The sequence below is a fragment of the Micromonospora marina genome, from assembly GCF_900091565.1.
Taxonomy (GTDB): domain Bacteria; phylum Actinomycetota; class Actinomycetes; order Mycobacteriales; family Micromonosporaceae; genus Micromonospora; species Micromonospora marina.
The window spans coordinates 12881-31467 of the sequence record NZ_FMCV01000023.1; the positions used below are offsets into that span (position 1 = coordinate 12881).

The 18587-nt window shown below is 72.2% G+C and carries 17 protein-coding genes, 1 tRNA gene and 1 pseudogene; 3 read left to right on the forward strand and 16 right to left on the reverse strand.

The annotated features are described in order from the left end of the window. Positions 1-20: 20 nt before the first annotated feature. Entirely contained in the window at positions 21-1037 is a 1017-nt protein-coding gene (locus GA0070215_RS22450) for a hemolysin family protein (RefSeq protein ID WP_208600402.1), read from the reverse strand. A gap of 177 nt (positions 1038-1214) precedes the next feature. Here GA0070215_RS22450 and galE point away from each other — a divergent pair, with 177 nt between their 5' ends. Beyond that, the gene (gene galE / locus GA0070215_RS22455) at positions 1215-2210 is read left to right on the forward strand and encodes a UDP-glucose 4-epimerase GalE (protein ID WP_091049467.1); all 996 of its coding nucleotides are present in this window, start codon (positions 1215-1217) and stop codon (positions 2208-2210) included. Between the two features lie 107 nt (positions 2211-2317). After that, positions 2318-3472, forward strand: a complete 1155-nt coding sequence (galK, locus tag GA0070215_RS22460; protein ID WP_091049469.1) for a galactokinase — start codon at positions 2318-2320, stop codon at positions 3470-3472. Between the two features lie 97 nt (positions 3473-3569). On the opposite strand, the gene GA0070215_RS22465 is transcribed toward galK, so the two are convergent. The 9 genes and pseudogenes from GA0070215_RS22465 to GA0070215_RS22505 form a co-directional block, all read right to left on the reverse strand. Then, entirely contained in the window at positions 3570-4871 is a 1302-nt protein-coding gene (locus tag GA0070215_RS22465; protein WP_018786044.1) for a sulfate adenylyltransferase subunit 1, read from the reverse strand. Then, positions 4871-5782, reverse strand: coding sequence for a sulfate adenylyltransferase subunit CysD (gene cysD, locus GA0070215_RS22470; protein WP_018786043.1), 912 nt, complete (start codon positions 5780-5782; stop codon positions 4871-4873). Before cysD ends, GA0070215_RS22465 begins: the two co-directional genes overlap by 1 nt. Before the next feature lie 79 nt (positions 5783-5861). After that, entirely contained in the window at positions 5862-6695 is an 834-nt protein-coding gene (locus GA0070215_RS22475; RefSeq protein WP_026268049.1) for an inositol monophosphatase family protein, read from the reverse strand. Positions 6696-6760: 65 nt separating this feature from the next. Continuing rightward, positions 6761-7351, reverse strand: a complete 591-nt coding sequence (gene pth, locus GA0070215_RS22480; RefSeq protein WP_091049471.1) for an aminoacyl-tRNA hydrolase — start codon at positions 7349-7351, stop codon at positions 6761-6763. A gap of 100 nt (positions 7352-7451) precedes the next feature. Beyond that, positions 7452-8147: a 50S ribosomal protein L25/general stress protein Ctc gene (locus tag GA0070215_RS22485; RefSeq protein ID WP_091049474.1), complete on the reverse strand. Its 696-nt coding sequence runs from the start codon at positions 8145-8147 to the stop codon at positions 7452-7454. Between the two features lie 286 nt (positions 8148-8433). Then, positions 8434-9414 carry a ribose-phosphate diphosphokinase gene (locus GA0070215_RS22490; RefSeq protein WP_018786039.1) on the reverse strand — a complete coding sequence of 327 codons (981 nt, stop codon included), beginning with the start codon at positions 9412-9414 and terminating at the stop codon, positions 8434-8436. A 56-nt stretch (positions 9415-9470) separates the two neighbouring features. Continuing rightward, a pseudogene (gene glmU, locus GA0070215_RS22495) lies at positions 9471-10994 on the reverse strand (bifunctional UDP-N-acetylglucosamine diphosphorylase/glucosamine-1-phosphate N-acetyltransferase GlmU); the annotation flags it as partial. A gap of 102 nt (positions 10995-11096) precedes the next feature. After that, positions 11097-11168: transfer RNA gene (locus GA0070215_RS22500), tRNA-Gln, on the reverse strand. A gap of 171 nt (positions 11169-11339) precedes the next feature. Next, positions 11340-11930 (reverse strand): helix-turn-helix domain-containing protein, encoded by a 591-nt coding sequence (locus tag GA0070215_RS22505; protein ID WP_244167096.1) that lies wholly within the window; start codon positions 11928-11930, stop codon positions 11340-11342. 72 nt (positions 11931-12002) lie between these two features. Here GA0070215_RS22505 and GA0070215_RS22510 point away from each other — a divergent pair, with 72 nt between their 5' ends. Beyond that, positions 12003-12671: a TetR/AcrR family transcriptional regulator gene (locus GA0070215_RS22510; protein ID WP_091049478.1), complete on the forward strand. Its 669-nt coding sequence runs from the start codon at positions 12003-12005 to the stop codon at positions 12669-12671. 3 nt (positions 12672-12674) lie between these two features. Here GA0070215_RS22510 and GA0070215_RS22515 read toward each other — a convergent pair whose 3' ends face one another. From GA0070215_RS22515 to GA0070215_RS22540, 6 genes are all read right to left on the reverse strand, one after another. Beyond that, positions 12675-13145: a DUF4383 domain-containing protein gene (locus GA0070215_RS22515; RefSeq protein ID WP_018786036.1), complete on the reverse strand. Its 471-nt coding sequence runs from the start codon at positions 13143-13145 to the stop codon at positions 12675-12677. Positions 13146-13259: 114 nt separating this feature from the next. Then, complete coding sequence (locus tag GA0070215_RS22520; RefSeq protein ID WP_091049481.1) at positions 13260-13715, reverse strand: DUF4383 domain-containing protein; 456 nt, start codon at positions 13713-13715, stop codon at positions 13260-13262. 97 nt (positions 13716-13812) lie between these two features. After that, the gene (locus GA0070215_RS22525) at positions 13813-15612 is read right to left on the reverse strand and encodes an ABC-F family ATP-binding cassette domain-containing protein (protein WP_018786034.1); all 1800 of its coding nucleotides are present in this window, start codon (positions 15610-15612) and stop codon (positions 13813-13815) included. Between the two features lie 65 nt (positions 15613-15677). After that, positions 15678-16631, reverse strand: a complete 954-nt coding sequence (locus tag GA0070215_RS22530) for a 4-(cytidine 5'-diphospho)-2-C-methyl-D-erythritol kinase (protein ID WP_018786033.1) — start codon at positions 16629-16631, stop codon at positions 15678-15680. A gap of 86 nt (positions 16632-16717) precedes the next feature. Beyond that, the gene (rsmA, locus tag GA0070215_RS22535; protein WP_018786032.1) at positions 16718-17587 is read right to left on the reverse strand and encodes a 16S rRNA (adenine(1518)-N(6)/adenine(1519)-N(6))-dimethyltransferase RsmA; all 870 of its coding nucleotides are present in this window, start codon (positions 17585-17587) and stop codon (positions 16718-16720) included. 79 nt (positions 17588-17666) lie between these two features. Then, entirely contained in the window at positions 17667-18572 is a 906-nt protein-coding gene (locus GA0070215_RS22540; RefSeq protein ID WP_091049485.1) for a TatD family hydrolase, read from the reverse strand. Positions 18573-18587: the final 15 nt, after the last annotated feature.

An 18587-nucleotide genomic window follows, 5' to 3' on the forward strand; every position in this document is an offset into this window, starting at 1 on the left:
TCAGCAAGCCCCGGCGTCCGTCATGACGGGCCGGTGGATCGGGCGGGTACGGGCGGAAGCGGACCGTTCACCTCACGCCGGGGCTCGGGCAGCCGTGCGGCGGAGACGGCCAGGCGGGACACCCGCCGGCCGTCGAGTGTGAGCACCCGCAGCAGCCAGCCCGCCGGATCGGCGGGAACCGATCCGGTGGCCGGGCCGACCGGCACCGGCACCTCGTCGCCGGCGACCGGCAGCCGGCCCAGGGCCGCCATCACGAACCCGCCCACCGTCTCGTACGGCCCGGCGGGCAGCGGCACACCGGTGCGCTCGGCGAAGTCGGTCAGGTTGAGCCGGCCGTCGACGACGGCGGGCAGACCGGCGGGTTCCGGTTCGAGCGGGCCGTGCTCGTCGTCCCGGATCTCCCCGACCAGCTCCTCGACCAGGTCCTCACAGGTGACGATGCCGGCGGTGCCGCCGTACTCGTCGACGACGACGGCCAGGTGGTGGCCCTCCCGGCGCATCTCGGTGAGCGCCGCGAGCACGCGTTTGCTGTCCGGCAGGCGCTTCACCTCCCGGATCAGGTCGCCGACCAGCAGCGGGCGGTCCGCTTCCGGGCGCAGCAGCACGTCCTGCAGGTGCACCATGCCGACCACGTCGTCGTGGGTGCCGTCCACCACCGGGTAGCGGGTGTGCGGGTGGGCCCGGACCAGCCGCTGGGCCTGTGCCAGCGAAAGCGCCGCGCTGAGGAAGACCACCTCGGTGCGGGGCACCATCACCTCGCGGACGAGCCGGGCGCCGGCGAGCAGCACCTCGTCGATGATCCGCCGTTCGTCCGGGTCGAGGAGCGTGTTCGCGGCGACCAGGTCACGCAGTTCGGCTTCGCTGATCCGCTCCCGCCCGGCGGTGGGGCTGGCCCCGAGCAGTGCCGTCACCAGACGGGTCGCACCGTCGGCGCCGCGCACCACGAGACGGGCCACGGTGCGGGCCAACGGGCCGGGTTCGCGTCGGGGCCGCCCCGACGGTCGCCGCCGGGGCCCGGGACCACCACCCTCCCGCATGAGAAGGATGGTAGACAGCGGCGACGGCCCGCTCGGCCCAATGTGCGGATCTGTTCAATCGTGAAAGATTATGGTGGAATAGAGGCGGGCTCAACTCGACAGCCGTGACACAGCCCCCGCCCGTAGGGTGATCACGGGACGGCCGCCGCGGGACGCGGCCCAGGCAGGAGGACCGACGTGAAACTGCTCGTCACCGGCGGCGCCGGCTACATCGGCAGCGTGGTGACCCGGATGCTGCTCGACCACGGCCACCAGGTGACCGTGCTGGACGACCTGCGCACCGGTCACCGGGAGGCCCTCGCCCCCGACGCCACCCACGCCGAGCTGCCGGTGCACGAGGCCGCCCGGGTGCTCACCCCCGACGCCGGGTTCGACGGCGTGCTGCACTTCGCCGCCCTGATCGCCGCCGGCGAGTCGATGATCCGCCCCGAGCTGTACTGGGACACCAACACGGTCGGCTCGCTCGCGCTCATCGACGCGGTCCGCGCCGCCCGGGTGCCCCGGATGGTCTTCTCCTCCACCGCCGCCGTCTACGGCAACCCCACCGAGTTGCCCATCCCGGAGACCGCCGTCAAGGCCCCCACCAGCACGTACGGCGCGACGAAGCTGGCCGTCGACATGGCGCTCACCTCCGAGGCCATCGCGCACGACCTGGCCGCCGTCTCGCTGCGCTACTTCAACGTCGCCGGGGCGTACCTGCGCGACGGGCTCGCCATCGGCGAACGGCACGCCCCGGAGACCCACCTCATCCCGATCGCGCTCGACGTGGCCGCCGGGCGGCGGGACAAGCTCCAGCTCTTCGGCGACGACTACCCCACTGTCGACGGCACCTGCGTACGCGACTACATCCACGTCGAGGACCTGGCCCGCGCCCACCTGCTCGCGCTGGATGCGGCCACCCCGGGCCGGCACCGGATCTACAACCTCGGCAACGGCAACGGCTTCACCAACCGGCAGGTGGTCGACGTGGTCCGCGAGGTCACCGGGCACCCGGTGCCGGTCGAGGTGGCCCCCCGTCGCGAGGGCGACCCGGCCGAGCTGGTCGCGTCCTCCGCGCTGGCCCGCGACGAGCTGGGCTGGACGCCGGCGAAGGCGACCCTGCACGACATGGTCGGCGACGCCTGGGCCTTCTACCGGGCACACGTCGCTGGTGAGCGTGAGCGCGAGGAGTGAGCCGGGGTTGCGAGCCCCGCAGTCGCGAACGAAAGAAGACACCACGTGAGCGCGAGGAGTGAGCCGGGGTTGCGAGCCCCGCAGTCGCGAGCGAAATGAGACACCAGATGAATGTCGCCGACCGCGCCACGGCCGGCTTCCGGCAGCGGTACGGCGTCGAGCCCGCGGGCCGTTGGGCGGCTCCCGGCCGGGTCAACCTGATCGGCGAGCACACCGACTACAACGACGGCTTCGTGCTGCCCTTCGCGCTGCCGCTGCGTACCGTGGTGGCCGCCGCGCCCGCCCCCGACGGACGCTGGACCGTCTGGTCGGAGCTGGACGACGAGCCGGTCGAGTTCGGCGCGGCGGAGGCCGACGAGCCGGGCCGGGTCGACGGGTGGGCCGCCTACGTGGCCGGGGTGGTGTGGGCGCTGCGCGCCGACGGCCACGACGTTCCGGGCGCGCGGCTCGCCGTCGCCTCCGACGTGCCGGTCGGCTCCGGGCTCTCCTCGTCGGCCGCGATCGAGTCGGCGGTACTCGCCGCGCTGGTCGACCTTGGCGGGCTCGACCTGCCCGCCGAACGGTGGCCGCGGCTCGCCCAGCGGGCCGAGAACGACTACGTCGGCGCGCCCACCGGGATCATGGACCAGTCCGCGGTGATCCGTGGCCGCGCCGGGCACGCCTTGTTCCTCGACTGCCGCACCGAGGAGGTCGAGCAGATCCCGTTCGACCTGGACGGCGCCCGGCTGGCCGTGCTGGTGGTCGACAGCCGGGCGCCGCACCGGCACGCCGACGGCGAGTACGCCGCGCGGCGCCGCGGCTGCGAGCACGCCGCCACGGCGCTCGGGGTGACCGCGCTGCGCGACGTCCCGGTGGCCGGCCTCGACGCCGCGCTGGCCCGCCTCGGCGACGACGAGACCCGCCGCCGGGTCCGGCACGTGGTGACCGAGAACCAACGGGTGCTCGACACCGTAGCGCTGCTGCGCGCCGGCCGGGTCCGCGACACCGGTCCGCTGCTGACCGCCTCGCACGTCTCCATGCGCGACGACTTCGAGATCACCGTGCCGGAGATCGACACCGCGGTCGAGGCGGCGCTGTCCGCCGGGGCGTACGGGGCGCGGATGACCGGCGGCGGCTTCGGCGGCTGCGTCCTCGCCCTGGTCGACGCCGGCGCCGCCGATGCGGTGGCGGCCGCCGTCACCGAGGCGTACGCCGAACGCGGTTTCACCGCCCCCGGCACGCTCACCGTCCTGCCGTCCAGCGGAGTAACCCGCCTGGGGTGAGGTGTAAGGAAGGGCCCCTTCTTAACGCCTCCGGTAGAGGAAGGGCCCCTTGTTAACAGTGAGCTGTTAACAAGGGGCCCTTCCTTACATGCAGGGGTCAGCCGGCTTCGACGATCATGCCGGCGCCGACCGTACGGTTCGTCGACTCGTCGATGATCACGAAACCGCCGGTGGTCCGGTTGCGGCGGTACTCGTCGGCCAGCAACGGAACCGTGGTCCGCAGCCGGACCCGGCCGATCTCGTTGAGCTTCAGCTCACCGGCCGTCTCGTCGCGGTGCAGCGAGTTGATGTCCAGCCGGTAGTGCAGCCCGCGCACGATCGCCCGCGCCGAGCGGGTCGTGTGCTTGATCGCGTACTTGCCGCCGACCTGCAACGGCCTCGTCTCGTCCATCCAGCAGACCATCGCCTCGATGTCCTGCACGGCCGTCGGGGCGTTGTTCGGACGGCAGATCATGTCGCCACGGGAGATGTCCAGCTCGTCGGTCAGCCGGACCGTCACCGACATCGGCGGGAACGCCTCGTCCACCGGGCCGTCGGCGGTCTCCACCGCCGCGATCCGGCTGGTGAAGCCCGACGGCAACACCATCACCTCGTCGCCCGGCTTGAGCACGCCCGAGGCCACCTGACCGGCGTAACCCCGGTAGTCGGTGACGGTGGTGGACTGCGGCCGGATCACGTACTGCACCGGGAACCGCACGTCGACCAGGTTGCGGTCCGAGGCGATGTGCACCCGCTCCAGGTGGTGCAGCAGCGACGGGCCCTCGTACCACGGCATGTTCTCCGAGCGGGTGACGATGTTGTCGCCCTGGAGCGCGGACACCGGCACCACCGTCAGGTCCGGCACGTCGAGCTTCGCCGCGAACGCGGTGAACTCGTCCGCGATCCGCTCGTAGACCTCCTGCGACCAGTCCACCAAATCCATCTTGTTCACGCACAGGACCAGGTGCGGCACCCGCAGCAGCGAGCAGAGGAACGCGTGCCGGCGGGACTGCTCCACCAGGCCCTTGCGCGCGTCCACGAGGATCAGCGCCAGGTCGGCCGTGGAGGCTCCGGTGACCATGTTCCGGGTGTACTGGATGTGCCCCGGGGTGTCGGCGATGATGAACTTCCGCCGCGGCGTGGCGAAGTAGCGGTACGCCACGTCGATGGTGATGCCCTGCTCCCGCTCGGCACGCAGCCCGTCGGTGAGCAGCGCCAGGTTCGTGTACTCGTCGCCCCGGGCGGCGCTGACCGCCTCGACGGCGGCGAGCTGGTCACTGAACAGCGACTTGGTGTCGTAGAGCAGACGGCCGATCAGCGTCGACTTGCCGTCGTCGACGCTGCCCGCGGTGGCGAACCGCAGCAGGTCCATCGGCCGCGCCGTCTCACTCTCGGCCGGGGCCAGGGTCTCGACGCTCATCAGAAGTAGCCCTCTCGCTTGCGGTCCTCCATGGCGGCCTCGCTGACCCGGTCGTCGCCGCGGGTCGCGCCGCGCTCGGTGATCCGCGTGGCGGCCACCTCCTCGATCACCTTCTCCACCGTGTCGGCGTCCGAACGGACCGCCGCGGTGCAGGAGGCGTCACCCACGGTCCGGTACCGCACCTGGGCCGTGAACGACTGCTCACCGGCGCGCGCCCGGAAGAACTCGTTCACCGCGTAGAACATGCCGTCGCGCTCGATCACCTCGCGCTCGTGCGCGTAGTAGATCGACGGCAGCGGGATGCGCTCCCGCTCGATGTAGTGCCAGACGTCCAGCTCGGTCCAGTTCGACAGCGGGAACACCCGGATCGACTCGCCCGGGTGATGCCGGCCGTTGTAGAGCGACCACAACTCGGGACGCTGGTTCTTCGGATCCCACTGGCCGAACTCGTCGCGGAAGCTGAACACCCGCTCCTTGGCCCGCGCCTTCTCCTCGTCGCGCCGGGCCCCGCCGAACAGCGCGTCGAAGCGGTGCTTCTCCACCGCCTCCAGCAGCACCGGCGTCTGGATCCGGTTGCGCATGCCGTCGGCGGACTCGCGGACCAGGCCCTTGTTCAGCGCCTCCGGCACGCTCGCCACGATGAGCTGCAGGCCCAGCTCGGCCACCCGCTGATCGCGGTAGTCGAGCACCTCGGGGAAGTTGTGCCCGGTGTCCACGTGCATCACCGGGAAGGGGATGTTGGCCGGCGCGAACGCCTTCTGGGCCAACCGGAGCATCACGATCGAGTCCTTGCCGCCGGAGAACAGCAGCACCGGCCGTTCCATCTCGGCGACGACCTCGCGCATCACGAAGATGCTCTCCGCCTCGAGCGCGTCGAGGTGCGACACCTGGTACGCGGCGGGGGACGTCATGACACGAACTCGATTCGCTCGGATCCGTACATCGGATTCCAGACCTTTCAGGTCGGACTCGTGAGGAAGAACGCTCAGGTTACCCGGAATGCCGCTGCAACGCTGCAAGCAACCGACTCGCGAGATCCTTGCGGCAGACCAGCAGATCCGGTAGGCGCGGGTCGGCTCCGTTGTATTTCAGCGCAGAACCGTCGATCCGGGAAGCATGCAGACCGGTGGCCGTCGCCACAGCGACCGGAGCAGCCGAATCCCACTCGTACTGACCGCCCGCGTGGATGTACGCGTCGACCTCACCGGTGACCACGGCGGCGATCTTCGCGCCCGCCGAGCCCATCGGAACCAGATGAGCGCCGACGTCCTCTGCCAGGTCGGTCAGGAAAACCGGTGGACGGCTACGGCTGGCCGCCAACCGGATGACCCGTGCGCCGCCCCCGGTGGCCGCCTCCACAGTCATCGGCGGGTACGCCGGCGGGTGGTCGGTGCCGAGCACCCGGTACTGGGCCGGCAGGGCCACCGCACCCGCCACCAGACCGTGCGGCGTCGACGCGTTGCGCGACCAGAGCGCCACGTGCACCGCCCAGTCCGCGCGCCCCTCCTCCGCGTACTCCCGGGTGCCGTCCAGCGGGTCGATGATCCAGACCCGGTCGGCGGTCAGGCGCGACAGCGCCGCATCGGTCACCTCCGCCGTCCAGGCCAGCCGGGAACCCTCGTCCTCCTCGGACAGCACCGCGTCCGCCGGCCGCCACTTCGCCAGTTCGGTCCGGATCAGATCGTGCGAGACCTTGTCGCCGGCCGACCGGAGCGCGCCCGCGTCGGCGAAGCCCATCTCCGCGCGTAGCGCCGTCAGCGCCTGACCGGCCCGGGACGCCAGCCACCGGGCGAACCCGCCGTCGATCATCGGAGGACTGCCCATGCTGCTCCCCTCACCCGCGTTCGCTCCCGTCGCCCGAGGCTACCGGCCGGGCTCCGCCCCGCCGGTCAACCCCCGTGGTACAGGTTCTGCGTCGGCTCCACGCCCTTCAGAACCACCGACTCCACCACGTCCGCCGCGCGGTCCACCAGGAACTCCAGCTCCTTGCGCTCCGCCGGGGAGAAATCCGAGAGTACGTAGTCAGCCGGGTCCTGCCGTCCCGGCGGCCGGCCGATGCCGAACCGCACCCGCACGTAGTCCTTGGTGCCGAGCGACTTCGACATCGAGCGCAGGCCGTTGTGCCCGCCCTCGCCGCCGCCGCACTTCACCCGCACCTGCCCGTACGGGACGTCCAGCTCGTCGTGCACCGCGATCACGTGCGCCGGCGGGATCTTGTGGAACTGCGCCAGCCCGGCCACCGGACCGCCGGAGAGGTTCATGTACGTCAACGGCTTCAGCAGCACCAGCTTCGGACCGCCGAACCCCAGCCGCCCCTCGGCAGCCTCGGCCATCGCGCGCCTGTGCCGCCCGAACTTCGCGCCCACCCGGCCCGCCAGCAGGTCGGCCACCATGAACCCGACGTTGTGCCGGTTGTGCGCGTACTCCCGGCCCGGGTTGCCCAGGCCGACCACCAGCCACGGCCCCGCCTCGTCCGTCACCCGACGCCCCTTCCCGCTCGCTCGCCCGACCAGCCGTCCCGATACGCCGACAGGCGCCCCCGGGAACCGGGGACGCCTGTCGCACAGCCTCGCGGACCGGTCAGGCTTCGGTCTTCGCCTCGGCCGGGGTCTCCTCGCCCTCGGCGGCCGGAGCGCCCTCGGGAGCCTCGGCGGTCTCCTCGCCGACCTCGGCCTCGGCCTCCTCGGTGGCCTCCTCGACCTCGGGGAGGGTGGCCTCGAGCTGCTCGGCGGTCGGGGCGGCGGTCACCGAGGCGACCTGCGTCTCCGCGTCCGTGGCCAGCTCGACGCCGGCCGGCAGCTCGACGTCGGCGGCGGTGATCTGGGTGCCCACCTCGGCGCCGTCGATCGACGCCTCCAGGTGGTCCGGCACCTTGGTCGCGTCGGCGGTCACCGACAGCGTGTCGTGGTCGTGCACGATAAGCGTGTCCCTCGCGGCCTCACCGGTCAGCTGGACCGGGACCTCGACGGTGACCTTCTCGCCCCGGCGGACCAGCAGCAGGTCCACGTGCTCGAAGGTGTCCTTGATCGGGTCACGCTGGATCGCCTTCGGCAGCGCCAGCACCTGCGTGCCGTCGCTGACCTCGATCGCGAAGAGCTGGTTCGCACCGCCCTTACGGATCGCGGCGGCGAACTCCCGCGCCGGAAGCGCGATGTGCTTGGGCTTCTCGCCGTGGCCGTACAGCACGGCGGGCACCTTGCCGGCCCGGCGGGTACGACGGGCACCACCCTTGCCGAACTCGGTACGGGGCTCGGCGCTGATCTTTACCTCGGACACGGGGAAACTCCTGATGCTTCGCTGCGGCGGCTTGTCGTCTGGCGGTGCTGGGGCGAGGGGCTCGCTGGGGCTAGGGTCATGAACGACCGCCCGGAGCACCGCGTCGATGACGGCGCCTCCGTGCGGTGCTTGTCAGCAGCCCGCCGGGCACCCTCGCCGTGGCAACCGCACCAGTCTACCCGAGGGATTTCCCGGCTCTCCGGCAGTCCCCCATATCACCGCCCCGCCGGTGTCCGCAGGGCATCGGTCCGGTCGCCGGAGACTCTCCGGCGACCGGCCGGCGTGCTCAGCTCAGGCCACCGAACAGGGTGGTCACCGAACCGTCGTCGAAGACCTCCCGGATCGCCCGCGCCAGCAGCGGGGCGATCGACAGCACGGTCAGCTTGTCCAGCTGCTTCTCCGACGGCAGCGGCAGCGTGTTCGTCACCACGACCTCGCTGATCGGGCTGTTCTTCAGCCGCTCCGTCGCCGGATCGGACAGCAGCGCGTGGGTCGAGGCGACCACGATCTCCGCCGCGCCCTGCTCCTTGAGGATGTCGGCCGCCTTGGTGATCGTGCCACCGGTGTCGATCATGTCGTCCACGATCAGGCACACCCGGCCCTCGACCTCACCGACCACCCGGTTCGCCACCACCTGGTTCGGCTTGAGCGGATCGCGGGTCTTGTGGATGAACGCCAGCGGGCAGCCGCCCAGCCGGTCGGTCCAGCGCTCGGCCACGCGTACCCGGCCCGAGTCCGGCGCGACCACCGTCATCGGCCGGCCCGCGTACTTGTGCTCCACGTACTCGGCCAGCACGTCCATCGCGAACAGGTGGTCCACCGGGCCGTCGAAGAAGCCCTGGATCTGCGCGGTGTGCAGGTCCACGGTCAGGATCCGGTTCGCGCCCGCGGTCCTCAGCAGATCCGCGATCAGGCGCGCCGAGATCGGCTCCCGGCCGCGGTGCTTCTTGTCCTGCCGCGCGTACGGGTAGAACGGCAGTACCACGGTGATCCGCTTGGCCGAGCCGCGCTTCAGCGCGTCGACCATGATCAGGGTCTCCATGACCCAGGTGTTCACGCCGTGCGTCACGGACTGCACCACGAAGGCGTCCGAACCACGGACCGAGTCCTTGTACCGTACGAAGATCTCGCCGTTGGCGAAGTCGTACGCGTCGGCCGGCGTCGGCGCGACGCCGAGCACCTCACCGATCTCCTTGGCCAGCTCCGGAAAACCCCTCCCGGAGAAGAGCATCAGGCTCTTGCGGTTTTCGGCGACGATGCTGCCCATGGGCCCGTCTGCTCCCGTATGTCGGTGGTACCCGGCGGCGGTGGGGCCGGGGACTGTTCGGTTGCAGTATGCCCCCGGTTCAGCGATCCACCCACGGCCCGCCGATCCCCGTGGATTCAGTCACCTTCGCTTGCGGCGCCGCCCACGTCCGGCTCACCCTCACCGGCCCGCCGCGCCGCCTCCGCGGCGTCCGTACCGGCCCGCTTGCGCAGCACCCAGCCCTCCACGTTGCGCTGCTGACCACGCGCCACCGCCATCGCGCCCGGCGGCACGTCCCCGGTGATCACCGAACCCGCAGCCGTGTACGCCCCGTCGCCCACCCGTACCGGCGCCACGAACATGTTGTCCGCTCCGGTACGGGCGTGACTGCCGATGGTGGTGTGGTGCTTGCGTACCCCGTCGTAGTTGACGAAGACGGTCGCCGCGCCGATGTTGCTGTACTCGCCGATCGTCGCGTCGCCCACGTACGACAGGTGCGGCACCTTCGAACCGTCACCGATCGACGCCTTCTTGGTCTCCACGAACGTGCCGACCTTCGCCTTGCGGCCCAGCCGCGACTCCGGACGCAGGTACGCGTACGGGCCGACGCTCGCCTGCGGGCCCACCTCGGCGCCGAGCGCGTGACTGCGCACGATGCTCGCGCCCGCGCCCACCACCGTGTCGATGAGCGTGGTGTCCGGGCCGACGAGCGCGCCCGCGCCGACCGTCGTGGCGCCCTGGAGCTGCGTGTTCTGGTCGATCACCGCGTCCCGCTCGACGGTCACCGTCACGTCGATCCAGGTGGTGTGCGGGTCGAGGATGCTGACCCCGGTACGCATCCAGCCCTCGTTCACCCGGTCCCGCAGCAGCCGGCGCAGCGCGGCCAGCTCGACCCGGTCGTTGCAGCCGAGCGTCTCCACGTAGTCGGCGGCGCAGTGCACCGCCACCGGCTCCCCGGCGTCGCGCAGCAGCGCGAAGACGTCGGTCAGGTACTCCTCGCCCTGGTCGTTGTCGGTGGAGAGCTTGCCCAGCGCCTCCCGCAGCCGGGCCGCGTCGAACGCGTAGATACCCGCGTTGATCTCCCGCAGCGCGCGCTGCTGCGGGGTGGCGTCGCGCTCCTCGATGATCTGCTCCAGCTGCCCCTGCACGTCCCGTACGATCCGGCCCAGGCCGGTCGGGTCGGGCACCTCGGCGGCGAGCACCGTCGCCGCGGCGGCGGCGTCCTCGTGCGCCTCGACGAGCGCCTGGACCGTCTCCGGCCGCAGCAGCGGCACGTCCCCGTTGATGACCACGACGGTGCCGCTCGCGTCCGGCACCGCGTCCAACGCCATGCGGACCGCGTGCCCGGTGCCGAGCTGGCGCTCCTGGAGCACCGGCGTGGCACCGGGGGCGACCTCGGACAGGTGCTCCCGGACCTGGTCGGCGCCGTGGCCGACCACGACCACCGTGCGGTCCGCACCGAGCGGACCGGCCGCGGTGAGCACGTGACCGAGCAGGGTACGGCCGAGCAGCGGGTGCAGCACCTTGGGCAGGGACGACTTCATCCGCTTGCCCTCACCGGCGGCGAGCACGACAACGGTGCGGAGGTGGGGCTGGGACACGACGTGGCTCCCGTCGGGACGGCGACAGTCTCGCGGTCATGCTAACCAGAGCAGCCCGCAGGTTGCCGCGTACCCCAAGAAGGGCACCTATACCTGGAATTGCTCGGCCGCCAGGATTCGAACCTGAAACACAAGAACCAAAATCTTGGGTGTTGCCAGTTACACCACGGCCGAAGGGACGCAGACAGCTTAGCGGGTGTCGTCCATCCCGGGAGGTCTCGGATCGGGGGCAGGGGCCGCGGCCATGCCCTCGCTGGAAGCAACCGACGTCCACGCCCAGCTCGGCCGCCCGCCATCGACCGGCCGCCTCGGCGTCCGCGTTCTCATGGATGGCCACGCGATATCTCAGCTCATGGCGGCTTCGCCCGGTCGCGTCTCGACGAAGCGGACGAACAGTTCCACCAGGCGGATGCCGCTGTTGGTGAACGTCAGGTCGTATCGGGGGTTGGCCGGTCTACTCTTCGTGCCCTCGCACATGTAGAGCACCGCACCGACGAGTAGCAGTTCCCGCGACGCGAGCGCCCCGACCCAGTCGGCCGCCCGTCTCCGCGCCTCGCACTCGGCCGCCTCGCGCAGCGTCCGCTTCCCCGCCCATACGAGCGCACGCCGGGCACCGGCCGCCCGACGGCGTTGTGCTGCGGCGTCGGAGGAAGCGTCGAGCGGTATGTGCCCCACCCAGCGGTAGGCGGTCGACTTCGCCACCCCGAGCCGCACCGCGATCTCGTCGACCGACCGGCCCACCGCGCGCAGCCGCAGGGCCTCGGCCCGCGCGTCGTCCCGGGCTCGCGGCCGCCGGGTCCACTCCGGCGGCGGGATGCCGCGCAGCAGCGCGTACACCCGGTCGCGGCTGATGCCCAGGCGAGCCCGGATCTCGGCGACGGAGAGCTGCTCGTCCACGCGCAGGCGCCGCGCCTCGGCGGCGAGTGGGTCGGTCACCGGCACAACGTAGAACGTACGTACGACAGCGACCGGTCTGACCGGAGGCGCCGCGCCTGGCAGGATGGACGGGTGACCGACGTTTCCGGCAGTGAACGCGCCCGACGGCGGCCCGTGCCGGCGGCGAAGCCCTCCCGGGTGCGGATGTCCGCGACGCAGCGACGCGAGCAGTTGATCTCGATCGCCCGGCAGATCTTCGCCGAGCGCGGCTTCGACGCGACCTCGATCGAGGAGGTGGCGGCGCGCGCCAAGGTCTCCAAGCCGGTGGTCTACGAGCACTTCGGCGGCAAGGAGGGGCTCTACGCGGTGGTGGTGGACCGGGAGGTCCGCGCCCTGCTGGACCGCGTCACCACGGCGTTGACCGCGGGCAACCCGCGGGAGCTGCTGGAGCAGGCGGCACTGACGCTGCTGACCTACATCGAGGAGGAGACCAGCGGGTTCCGGGTGCTGGTCCGGGAGTCCCCGCTGATGTCGGCGACGGGCAACTTCAGTAGCGTGATGAACGACGTGGCGCACCAGGTGGAGCACATCCTGGCGGGCGAGTTCTCCATCCGGGGGTACGACCCGAAGCTGGCGGAGCTCTACTCGCAGGCCCTGGTGGGCATGGTGGCGCTGACCGGCCGCTGGTGGCTGGAGGTGCGCAAGCCGCGCAAGGAGACGGTGGCGGCGCACCTGGTGAACCTGGCCTGGAACGGGTTGTCGCACCTGGAGTCGAAGCCGGGGCCGATCCCCCGGGGCTGAGCCTCAGCGGTTGTCGGCGATCGGGTGGTAGCGGCGCTGCCGCTCCTCCTCGGCGTGCTCGGGTGAGCCGACCTTGTCGTAGAGGCCGGTGGCGAGCAGGACGAGCCCGAACAGCAGCGACACGATGACCGTCGACATCGAGAAGTTCAGGAAGTTCGCCGGGGTCTGGAGCACCGACATCATGAGGATGCCGGTGACCAGGAAGACCGCCCCGGCGGTGAGGTTCATGTAGTGGCCGAGGTTGTCGCGGCGGGACGCGCCGACCAGCAGGACCGCGCCGAAGACCACCGAGACCAGCGAGAAGGCCAGGTTGGTGCGCAGGCCGAGCGCCCAGTCGCTGTCCCGGCCGAACAGTCCTTCGCCCCAGGTCTGGAAGACGCCGAAGACACCGAAGACCAGGATGTAGAGGCCGATGAGCCCGGACAGCACCCGGTAGAGCGGCCGTGCGGGGTGGTTCACCGGGAAGTGCGCCATGATGCCCTCCAGCCGTGTGACTGATTCGGGGTCATTGTCGCCCGGGTTGTCCGCTCCCGTCCGGAGAACGGCGAAGGCCCGGCGCAGCGGCCGGGCCTTCGGTACGAGGCGGGATCAGAGCACCAGGCGGGCCTTCTGCCAGGCCTCGTGCTCGTCGTCGGAGCCGACCTTGCCGTACATGCCGACCATCAGGAGCACCAGCGACAGCGTCAGGACCACGATGTCGGTCATGATCGAGAAGTTGAAGATGTTGGCGTCGGTCTGGAGGAACGCCAGCGCGGCCAGGCCGATCACCATCAGCGTGTAGGCCAGCCACTGGTTGATCGCCACGTCGAGGTTGCGGCCGATCGCGATGCCGACCAGGATCACGACGCCGAGCAGCATCGACAGCAGCGAGAACGCCATGTTGGTGCCCTGGCCGAGGACCTTGGTGCCGTCCTGGGCGAGGAAGTCGTTGCCGGCGCTGGCGATGACGCCGAGGCCGCCGAAGACGACGAAGTACAGACCAACGAGCCCGCCGATCGCCCGGTAGATCGGCCGCGCGGGGTGGTTGACGGGGGTGTGGGCCATCTCTGCGTCTCCAAAAGACCGAACGGACGAGGGTTCCACAGGTGATTGTCCCGTACGCCGGTCAGTGACACCGCACACCCCCCACCCCGGCGGCAGGTCAGCCGGCCGGAAGCTCCTCGGCGAGGGCCAGCCAGGTCTCCTCGGTGCGGTCCCGCTCGGCCCGCACCTCCTTGAGCTGGGCGTCCAGCTCGGCGACCCGGGCGTAGTCGGTGGCGTTCGCGGCGAGCTGCTCGTGCAGGCCCGCCTCCTTCTGTTCGAGCTTGGCGATCTGCCGTTCCAGCCGGTTGAGTTCCTTCTTCGCGACGCGTACCTCGGCCGCGGACATGCCCTCGCGCGCCGGCGCCGCCGTGGCCGGGGTGAGGTCGGCGGGTGCCGGGCCGCCGGCCGCGGCGGCGCGCGCCAGGTATTCGTCGACGCCGCCGGGCAGGTGCACCAGCCGGCCGTCACCGAACATGCCGTACGCGACGTCGGTGACCCGCTCGATCAGGTAGCGGTCGTGGCTGGCCACCACGATCGTGCCGGGCCACGAGTCGAGCAGGTCCTCCAGCGCGGCGAGCGTGTCGGTGTCCAGGTCGTTGGTGGGCTCGTCCAGCAGCAGCACGTTGGGTTCCCCGGCGAGCAGCCGCAGCATCTGCAGGCGGCGGCGCTCACCGCCGGACAGGTCGCTCACCGGGGTCCAGAGCCGCTTGTCGTCGAAGCCGAAGATCTCGGCGAGCTGGGCGGCGCTGATCTCCCGGTCGCCGAACTGCACACGCCGGGCCACCTCCTCCACGGCTTCCAGCACGCGCAGGTGGCCGGGGAGTTCGGCGAGTTCCTGGGACAGGAACGCGGGCCGGACGGTCTGCCCGGCGGCGAAGCGCCCGCCGTCGGGACCGGTCACCCCGGCGAGCATCCGCAGCAGGGTGGTCTTGCCGGCGCCATTGCGGCCGAGGATCGCGACGCGGTCGCCGGGGCCGACCTGCCACGTGGTGTCGTGCAGGATCTCCTTCGGCCCGGCGTGCAGCCGGACGTGTTCGAGGTCGTACACCTGCTTGCCGAGCCGGGCGGTGGCGAGCCGTTGCAGCGACATGGTGTCGCGGGGTTCCGGCACGTCGGCGATGAGCGCGTTCGCCGCGTCGATGCGGAACTTGGGCTTGGAGGTGCGGGCCGGGGCGCCCCGGCGCAGCCAGGCGATCTCCTTGCGGAGCAGGTTCTGCCGGCGGGCCTCGGTGGCGGCGGCGACGCGCTGCCGCTCGACGCGGGCCAGCGTCCAGGCGGCGAAGCCGCCCTCGTACGCCCGGACGGTCTGGTCGGCGACCTCCCAGGTGGTGGTGCAGACGGCGTCGAGGAACCAGCGGTCGTGGGTGACCACGACGAGCGCGCCCTTGCGGGTGACGAGGTGCCGGGCCAGCCAGTCGACGCCACCGACGTCGAGGTGGTTGGTGGGCTCGTCGAGGACGAGCAGGTCGGCGTCACGGACCAGCAGCGCGGCAAGCGCGACCCGGCGGCGTTCGCCACCGGACATCGGGCCGACGGCCGTGTCCAGGCCGAGGTGGGGCATGCCGAGGCCGTCGAGGATGGCGCGCACACCCGCGTCGCCGGCCCACTCGTGCTCGGCGCCCATGCTCTCGCTCAGCCAGGCGGTGCCGAGCACGACGTCCCGCACGGTGAGGTCTCCGGCCAGGTCCAGGCGCTGCGGCAGCCAGGCCACCCGCAGGTCGCGGCGGTGGGTGACGCGGCCGTCGTCGGGTTCCTCGGTGCGGGTGAGCAGCCGCAGCAGCGTCGACTTGCCGGCGCCGTTGAGACCGACCACACCGACCCGGTCGGCGTCGTCGAGGCCGAGCGAGACGTCGGTGAGCAGCGGCCCCGCGGCGCCGTACCCCTTGGACACCCGGTCCAGGTTGACGATGTTGGCCACTGACCCACCCCTCACGACTCAGGCGTCCCGGGGGCCCGGGACGCCTGAGTCAAGGGTACGGGGCGTCAGACGACGCGGGCGCCGGCGACCGGACCGTGCGCGACGCGGGCCTCCCGGCACACCCCGGCGGCGGTGATCTCGGCGGCGATCCGGACCGCGTCGGCCTCGCCGGTGGCCAGGAAGACGCAGGTGGGACCGGAGCCGGAGACGATACCGGCGAGCGCGCCTGCGGCTTCGCCGGCCTTGAGCGTCTCGGCCAGCGCCGGGCGCATGGTCAGCGCGGCGTCCTGGAGGTCGTTGCCGAGCGTGGCGGCGAGCACCAGGGGGTCGCGCTGGCGCAGGGCGGCGAGCAGTGCGTCGGTGCTGCCCAGCGGCGTGCCGGCGGCTCCGGTGTCGCGCAGCCGGTCCAGTTCCCGGTAGGCGGCCGGGGTGGACAGGCCGCCGTCGGCGATGGCCACCACCCAGTGCCAGGAGGTGGGGCGGGCCAGCACCGGGCTGACCGCCTCGCCCCGGCCGGTGCCGAGCGCCGTGCCGCCGTGGATGAGGAACGGCACGTCGGAGCCGAGGTCGGCGGCGATGCCGGCGAGTTCGTCGCGGGACAGCCCGGTGCCCCAGAGCGTGTCGCAGGCGACGAGCGCGGCGGCGGCGTCGGCGCTGCCACCGGCGAGCCCGCCGGCGAGCGGGATCTGCTTGCGCAGGTGCAGCCGGGCGTGCGGGGCGACGCCCGCGTAGCCGGCGAGCGCGTGCGCGGCGCGCAGCGCCAGGTTGGTGTCGTCCAGGGCCAGCTCGCCGGCGCCCTCGCCCTCCATGGTGAGGGTGAGCGTGTCGCCGCGACGGGCGGTCAACTCGTCGTAGATGGAAATCGCGTGGTAGACGGTGTTCAGCTCGTGGTAGCCGTCACGCCGCAGCGGCCCGACGCCGAGATGCAGGTTGACCTTGGCCGGCACCCGCACCTTGACCGGGCCGCTGGACCCGCGCCGCTGCCCGTCCTCGTCCTCCGGTCGCCATGCCTCGGTCACCGGGCGGACTCCACCGGACGTGGGCGGATGTCGAACGGCTTCGGCACGGTCAGCTCCTCGGCGCAGGGTCGGGCAACGGCGCCAGCCTACTGCTCGCCGCCGGGGGCGCCCGGGGCCGACGCGGCGATGGCGGCGAACTGCTCGACGGTGAGCGATTCGCCCCGGGCGCCCGGGTCCACGCCGGCGGCGGTGAGCGCGGCGGCGGCCCGGTCGGCGCCGCCGGCCCAGCCGGCCAGGGCGGCCCGCAGCGTCTTGCGGCGCTGCGCGAACGCGGCGTCGACGACCGCGAAGACGGTCCTCCGGGGTACGTCCGGCCGGGGCGGTTCGCGGCGGGCGAACGCGACCAGGCCGGAGTCGACGTTCGGCACCGGCCAGAACACGTTCGGCGGGACCTTACCGGCGGCGCGGGCGCGGGCGTACCAGGCGAGTTTGACCGACGGGATGCCGTACACCTTGGAGCCGGGACCGGCGACGAGCCGGTCGGCGACCTCCTTCTGCACCATCACCAGGCCGTGGCGCAGCGTGGGCAGTTCGGCGAGCAGGTGCAGCACGACCGGCACGGCGACGTTGTAGGGCAGGTTCGCCACCAGCGCGGTCGGCGCCGGGTCGCCCAGGTCGGCGGCGGTGACCCGCAGCGCGTCGGCCGGGTGGACGGTGAGCCGCCCGGCGGCCGTCCCGGCGAAGCGGGCGGCGGTCTCCGGCAGCGCGGCGGCCAGCGCCGGGTCGAGTTCCACGGCGTGCACGTGCGCGGCGACCGGCAGCAGGGCGAGCGTGAGCGAGCCGAGGCCGGGGCCGACCTCCAGCGCCACGTCGTCGGGGGTCAGGCCGGCGGTGGTGACGATCCGGCGCACGGTGTTCGGGTCGTGCACGAAGTTCTGGCCGAGCTTCTTGGTCGGCGTGACGCCGAGGCGCGCGGCGAGTTCCCGGATCTCCGCCGGGCCGAGGAGTCCGGTCACGCCCCGTAGCGTAAGCGCCCCCGCCCGCGGGGAAGGAAGGGCCCCTTCTTAACGCCTCGCGATATGGAGGGGCCCCTTCTTAACGCCACGGGCCGAACGCGCGCTCACCGTTGGTGGAGAGGGCGGCGCAGAGGGCGTCCAGGTCGGTGCCGGTGGTCTCGGCGAGGAAGCGGACCGTCAGCGGGATCAGGTACGACGCGTTGGGCCGTCCCCGGTACGGCATCGGGGTGAGGTAGGGCGCGTCGGTCTCCACGAGCATCTGCGCGGGCGGGGTGACGGCGGCGGCCTCGCGCAGCGCGGCGGCGCTGCCGAACGTGACGGTGCCGGCGAAGCTGAGCAGGAAGCCGCGCCGGACGCACTCGCGGGCGAAGTCGGCGTCGCCGGAGAAGCAGTGCATGACCACGGTGTCCGGGGCGCCCTCGTCGTCGACGACGCGCAGCACGTCGGCGTGCGCGTCCCGGTCGTGGATGACGAGCGCCTTGCCGTGCCGCTTGGCGATGGCGATGTGCGCCCGGAAGCTCTCCTCCTGCGCCGCCCGCCCGTCGTCGCCGGTACGGAAGAAGTCCATGCCGGTCTCGCCGACACCCCGGACCCGGTCCCGGCCGGCGAGCGTCTCGATCTCGCGCAGCGCCTCGTCCAGGTCGGCCAGCCGGGGCGCCTCGTTCGGGTGCAGCGCGACGGTGGCGAGCACCGGGGCGTACCGGTCGGCCACGTCGGCGCCCCACCGGGACGAGTCGACGTCCACCCCGACCTGGACGAGGCGGTCCACGCCGGCCCGGGCGGCGACGTCGATCACGGCGGCCACCGGGTCGTCGCCGGATGCGCCGCCGGGAGGCGTGCCGAACTCGCCGACGGTGATGTCGAGATGGGTGTGGCTGTCCGGCACGGGTACGGGCAGCGGCTCGGGGGCGGGCGGGAACTCCCCGGCCCGGCGGGCGGCGCGCTGCTTGCGGGTCTCGGTCTGCTCGGTCATCGCGGCCAGCATCACACACCCGCCCGG

What these genes read in the sequence shown, in the direction of transcription:
- GA0070215_RS22465 (WP_018786044.1), bottom strand. Translation starts at nt 4,871, where the DNA reads ATGAGCGTCGAGACCCTGGCCCCGGCCGAGAGTGAGACGGCGCGGCCG.
- GA0070215_RS22515 (WP_018786036.1), bottom strand. Translation starts at nt 13,145, where the DNA reads ATGGCGCACTTCCCGGTGAACCACCCCGCACGGCCGCTCTACCGGGTG.
- GA0070215_RS22490 (WP_018786039.1), bottom strand. Translation starts at nt 9,414, where the DNA reads ATGGGCAGCATCGTCGCCGAAAACCGCAAGAGCCTGATGCTCTTCTCC.
- GA0070215_RS22520 (WP_091049481.1), bottom strand. Translation starts at nt 13,715, where the DNA reads ATGGCCCACACCCCCGTCAACCACCCCGCGCGGCCGATCTACCGGGCG.
- cysD (WP_018786043.1), bottom strand. Translation starts at nt 5,782, where the DNA reads ATGACGTCCCCCGCCGCGTACCAGGTGTCGCACCTCGACGCGCTCGAG.
- GA0070215_RS22450 (WP_208600402.1), bottom strand. Translation starts at nt 1,037, where the DNA reads ATGCGGGAGGGTGGTGGTCCCGGGCCCCGGCGGCGACCGTCGGGGCGG.
- GA0070215_RS22475 (WP_026268049.1), bottom strand. Translation starts at nt 6,695, where the DNA reads ATGGGCAGTCCTCCGATGATCGACGGCGGGTTCGCCCGGTGGCTGGCG.
- GA0070215_RS22540 (WP_091049485.1), bottom strand. Translation starts at nt 18,572, where the DNA reads ATGCTGGCCGCGATGACCGAGCAGACCGAGACCCGCAAGCAGCGCGCC.
- galK (WP_091049469.1), top strand. Translation starts at nt 2,318, where the DNA reads ATGAATGTCGCCGACCGCGCCACGGCCGGCTTCCGGCAGCGGTACGGC.